A 5,512-nucleotide genomic window follows, 5' to 3' on the forward strand; every position below is an offset into this window, starting at 1 on the left:
GGGCATGGGTCCATTTATAGTTGGCCACACACTGTCCATAAGGGCTGCGACAAAGTCTTTTGTCCGCTTTTGCTGTTGTACGTCCCATCTCCCTGGCAGGCTTTATATCCTCGCCTGCTCAGGTTTGCGGCATTTTCCAGGAAGTTCTCAGGTCAAAGCGTTGTCGTGGTCTTCCACGGTATTGGAGGAATGTTGTCTTCTGTGGCATATGTATCGCGCCAATCCGGCATTGCAGTTGCGTTTGCATTATGCGCAACGGCGGCCTTGTCGCAGCAATCTGTATCCGCCCCCGATTCCCCGCCGGCGATCGTTCAGCCGGGAGCTCCGGGTTCTGCGAACAAAACCCTGTCCACGGCTACTGCAACTGCCAGCGAGGCGCCGAAGCCGCCCTCCAAGCCGGATGTGGAGTTCATGCAGGGCATGATCATGCATCACAACCAGGCGGTCGAGATGACTGAACTGCTCAAGAGCCGTACCAAGGATCCGGCGATCCGGGAGCTGGGCAACAAGATCGATGTCTCGCAGACCGATGAGATGCGTTGGATGAAACAGTGGCTTACGGAGCGTGGCCTTCCCACCACGATGGATTCGATGGACGGCATGGATATGTCGGGCATGGATGCCAAAGAGAAGGAAGAGCACATGAAGATGATGGCGATGAGCATGCCGGCTATGCCCGGTATGCTGACGCCGGCGCAGATGGACGAGCTGCGCAAGGCCAGTGGAGCTAAGTTCGACCATCTGTTTCTGACGGGGATGATCCAGCACCACACGGGCGCCCTGCAGATGGTGAAAGAGCTGTTTGCAAATCCGGGAGCCGGCCAGGACCCGCAGTTGTTTGACTTCGCCAATGATGTCGACAACACCCAACAGGCCGAGATCGACATCATGCGTCACATGTTGAAGGAGAGAGAATGAGCTGGAAGAATTCCCTGCGCGTTATGCCCAAGACTTTGGCACTGACGGTTGCGTTGTACGCAACCGGTCTGGCTGTTGCCCAAACCACCACCGCGTCGTCAGCTACTCCCACCAAAACGCCGCCGAAGCCGCCCAGCGTCTTCGTCAATCAGCGGGCTACCGATGATCCGCGTATCGGCCTCAAGGGCGGGCTCTACGATGCGGGCCAGGCAGCCAGTGGTCTGCAACTGCTGAACTCAACGCCAAAGCCTGCGGGCTTTGCTCCGGATCTTGACTCCATCAAGGCTATCGATGCGACGCCGCCTCCGCCTCCCGTTGATCCTGATGCGCCACGCCAGCCTGGCGCTGCTCGTCCTACAGGTCCGCGTGCGAACTACGGAGGRACGAACTCTGACCTCGCCTTCAATTCGAAGTACCTGTTCAACGGCAACTACAACGGCATCAACATCTATGACATTGCCGATCCGGCGCACCTGAAGCTGGTGACGTCGATCGTCTGCCCCGGTGGCCAGGGTGATGTATCGGTTTATGGACATCTGATGTTCATGTCAGTGGAGGCGGCGAACGGCCGCATGGACTGCGGAACGCAGGGCTTCGCCACTGCAGGCCCTGAGCCTACCCCGCCTGCACCTACGGGGGATGCGGAGAAGGATGCCGCCGCGATGCGTACCTTCCGCATGCGTCAGCCGCCCCCGAGTGCTGATCGTGTGAAGGGCGTTCGTATCTTCGACATCTCTGACATCCGCAGCCCGAAGCAGATCGTCGACGTACAGACCTGCCGTGGATCGCATACGCATACGCTGGTTGTCGATCCGAAGGACAAGGACAATGTCTACGTCTATGTCTCCGGTTCGGCCGGCGTTCGTCCTTCGGAAGAGCTCTCCGGCTGCTCCGGCGGTGATCCCGATAAGGATCCGACTACAGCGGTCTTCACCATCGTCGTCATCAAGGTTCCGCTGGCGCATCCTGAGCTGGCCAAGGTCATCAACAGCCCTCGCATCTTCTCTGACCCGCAGAGCGGTAAGCTCGATGCCCTATGGCACGGCGGCAACCATGGCGATGGCACGCAGACAACCTCTGCGACGCGCGGCTGCCATGACATCACCGTTTACTCGTGGCTTGGTCTCGCGGGCGGCGCCTGCTCGGGCAACGGCATCCTGATTGACATCAAGGATCCTGCCAATCCCAAGCGCATCGATGCCGTCACTGATCCGAACTATGCCTTCTGGCACTCGGCTAACTTCTCGAACGACGGTAAGACGGTGCTCTTTACCGATGAGTGGGGCGGTGGCGGACAGCCACGCTGCCGCGCTACTGACCCCATGGCGTGGGGCGCCGATGCTATCTTCACCATCACTCCGGACAAGAAGCTGAAGCTTGCTTCGTACTACAAGATGCCTGCTGCGCAGACCGATAAGGAGAACTGCGTCGCGCACAACGGCTCTATGATTCCGGTGCCTGGACGCAACATCGAGGTTCAGTCCTGGTATCAGGGCGGTATCTCGATTGTGGACTACACCGATCCCACGCACCCCTTCGAGATCGGCTACTTCGATCGCGGTCCGGTCGATGACAGTCGTCCGGCGATGGGTGGCCAGTGGTCAACCTACTACTACAACGGCTATATCTACGGATCTGAGATCGCTCGCGGCACCGATGTTCTAAAGCTGCTTCCAACCAAATACCTGACGCAGAATGAAATCGATGCAGCAGCGCAGATCAATCTGCCTGAATTGAATGTGCAGGACCAGCCCCATATCGACTATCCGATGACGTTTGTCACGGCGAAGGCCTACCTCGATCAGCTTGCACGCGGAACCAGCCTGCCTGCTGAAAGGATCAAGGCGATCGCCGCCGACATCGACGCGAAGAATGCGAAGAAGCTGGCAGCTGATGCCAAGGCAGCGGAGAAGGCTGCGGCGGCTGCGAAGACATCGGCAGATGCGGACCGTTTGCATGGATTGGCAAAGATCCTTGCGGGTGGCGGGTCTGCTACAGACAAAGCGGGAATGTAGTTGATTCGGAGATACAAGCGAAAGGGCGAGCCGCAAGGCTCGCCCTTTGTGTTTATTGGGCGTCTTTGTGGCTTATCAGGAACTATCGGTATCCCTCGCCCACCCTAACTCCGTGAGGGTGGGGCACCCGGCGGGGGAAGCGCCAGGGGGCATTCTGTGCCTGCTACATTGCATTCTTCTTTGGATCGTAGCGGGGAAATCTGTTTTCCTCTCCTTTGCCCGGGTGCCCACCCTCGCAACGCTAGGGTGGGCTGGATCACCACAATCTCGACCTAATAGCCGATGTTGTGTAGAGCCTGTGCTCCCAGGCGTTGTTTCAGTTGTTCGAGATAGAGGCTTTCAGGTGCTACAGGTGTTTCCTGGGAATCGATGATTCCCTGCGGCAGCATGGGAAGTTCAGGGCCGGGATCGAAGGTTGGCAGCTTACCGAGAATCTGTTCGCCACGATTGCCGATGGCCCAGTTCGCTGCGCCCGGAGGCATCTGGACAAGGTAGGACTTGGCAACGTTATTCCAAAGCACACCCCAGCCCATCGTCCAGCCATGTCCGGAGCCCATTGCGCCGCGGTTCATCAGGTCGATGCCGCCTTCCGGGACCTGGCAGCTGTCGATCAATATTCCGGTAGACCAGCGTTGGTGCGGCTGGATGTGCCCGTTTCCGTGAAAGACGCAGTGCAGCACAACATTCGGGCCTTGCATGCCAGGACCGACGGCGATGTAGAAGACGCTGTCGCCAGTGGCACTGCATCGATCGAAGAGGACCTGCGTTCCATTGGCAGAGAAGTCCGCAGGTTTTGCATTGCCGACGATTGGCTTGCTCTGCGTGACGTCTACCTGTTGCACGGTGATCCGGCGTGCATCCTTGCCGATGCCAACCGCCTCAGTCGTATCGAAGATGCGCAGATTACGGACCCAGCCGTCGACCACGTTGTTCATCTGCAGGCCGTTGAAGTGCTTGTCGTTGAGCGTCACGCTGCGTGCAGGAGCGACCAGCCGCAGGTTTTCCACGCCGACCTGTGAGATCTGCCCGGTGTGTTCCACCCTGGTGATGCTTGCCCCATTGGGGCCAAGATAGTGCACGTCATAGGAGTCGGCCAGAGGAACATCGAAGGTGAGCTTCTTGCCGCTGATTGCGGCGATGGTGCGTTCTGTCTTGAGGTCGCCGGCGATCCATGTCTGCTTTTTGCCGTTGCGGACCAGCGTGTCCATGCCCATCTGGTGCAGCCATTCGGGTGTAACCGGGCGTGTAATCTGCACCCTGTCACCGACATGGAAGAGCGTGGCGTCACGAACGCTCAGTGAGGCGGAGCCGGATGGCACATAGGCATCAGAGATGGTCGTGGAAGGGCCGTCAGCCTTGATGCTATTTTGTCCCGCAACGGAGATCGCAAGATGAGGATCGCCAGTCATCTCAATCACGGTACCGCCTTCGTCCATTCCGCTTCCGCGAAAGACCACCCCGTCGGCCTGAATGTTCAATGTAGCCTGGCAATGGAAGTGTCCCTTTGCGAGAACCACCGCTCCGCGTACACCATGCGCCAGAGRCAGCTTCGATACGGTGTCGATTGCTGCTTGAATCGCAGGAGTGTCGTCCTCTCCAGAAGGAGCAACGGTCGCCTTCACGGGTAACGAGGGAATGGCAACGCCGCCGCCACCATAGCCGGCATAGGAGAAGTCGAGGATTCGGTCGCCGGATTCAAGCGTTCGATAGATCAGTTTTCCGGAGGTATCCGGATAGACCCACTGACTGTGTGGCGCGGATGGCGGCGCCGCATTCGTCGAAGCAGTCAGAGCCAGGGCAGCGATGCCCAGGCGCCGGGAAAATTGTGTATACCGCAGTGAGATCAAGGGCCCTGTTCCTCGTTTCCGTCAGCCTTTGCCTGTTTCTACGCTTACCGTTCCTCCAGCCCCGACGGTGACACGAACCGAAGAGAGGGAGCGCCCACGATCATCGGCCTCAACGGCAGCCTTAACCGGCTGCCCATTTACCAGTAGCGATTGGTGTTGTCCATCGAAGAAGGCTCGCCAGATCAGGGCAGGGCCACGTTGGTTCGTAAAGGTAGTGCGGCTGTTGCCATCATGGCGGATGCTGACCTCGCAGGCGCGGATGGGAAGGTTGCGTATCTCGGCCCAGTCAATGGTGCTTCCCAGGCCAGAGAGTGTCTTCACCGTCACTTCCACCCAGTTGCCTTCTACGGAAGAGAGTAGCGGCGAAGTGAACTGCAGGTTGACTCCGATGATGTCGCTGACTATATCGCCGACCCTGGCGAACGAGATCTCGGGATACTCCAGGCGGGCATGACTCAGATCGAGCAGGCGGGAGACGACAGCATTCGTGTCGTCAGCGCGTGGGAAGCCCGCTGTGTCGGAGGTTCCCTCTGCATTCCAGTCCAGGGTCTGGGTTGCGCCGGAGCCACGTCCACTGCGGCCTTCGAGCTGATGATCCTTGTTGAGCCGCGCATAGAAACACTGGTCGGTCTTGTTCCACCATGTCTCTCGCAGCAGCTTTTCAACGGCCGCGGCTTTGCCTAGGAATGTTGCTGCCAGTGTGGCGTTCTGACGCACTTGYTGGATATGCGC

General features: G+C 58.8%; 4 protein-coding genes. 2 read left to right on the forward strand and 2 right to left on the reverse strand.

The window, feature by feature from the left end:
* Positions 1-201 precede the first annotated feature (201 nt).
* A complete protein-coding gene (locus AB4043_RS12545; RefSeq protein ID WP_442302147.1) occupies positions 202-918 on the forward strand; it encodes a DUF305 domain-containing protein in 717 nt (238 codons plus the stop codon).
* The gene (locus AB4043_RS12550; protein ID WP_442302148.1) at positions 915-2,933 is read left to right on the forward strand and encodes an LVIVD repeat-containing protein; all 2,019 of its coding nucleotides are present in this window, start codon (positions 915-917) and stop codon (positions 2,931-2,933) included. Before AB4043_RS12545 ends, AB4043_RS12550 begins: the two co-directional genes overlap by 4 nt.
* A 272-nt stretch (positions 2,934-3,205) precedes the next feature.
* Here AB4043_RS12550 and AB4043_RS12555 read toward each other — a convergent pair whose 3' ends face one another.
* Positions 3,206-4,780, reverse strand: coding sequence for a hypothetical protein (locus AB4043_RS12555; RefSeq protein WP_442307185.1), 1,575 nt, complete (start codon positions 4,778-4,780; stop codon positions 3,206-3,208).
* A 21-nt stretch (positions 4,781-4,801) separates the two neighbouring features.
* A partial coding sequence (locus AB4043_RS12560) for a hypothetical protein (protein WP_442307186.1) occupies positions 4,802-5,512 on the reverse strand: 711 nt, incomplete at its 5' end.

Origin of the sequence: Terriglobus sp. YAF25, assembly GCF_052113305.1 — a bacterium.
Classification (GTDB): domain Bacteria; phylum Acidobacteriota; class Terriglobia; order Terriglobales; family Acidobacteriaceae; genus Terriglobus.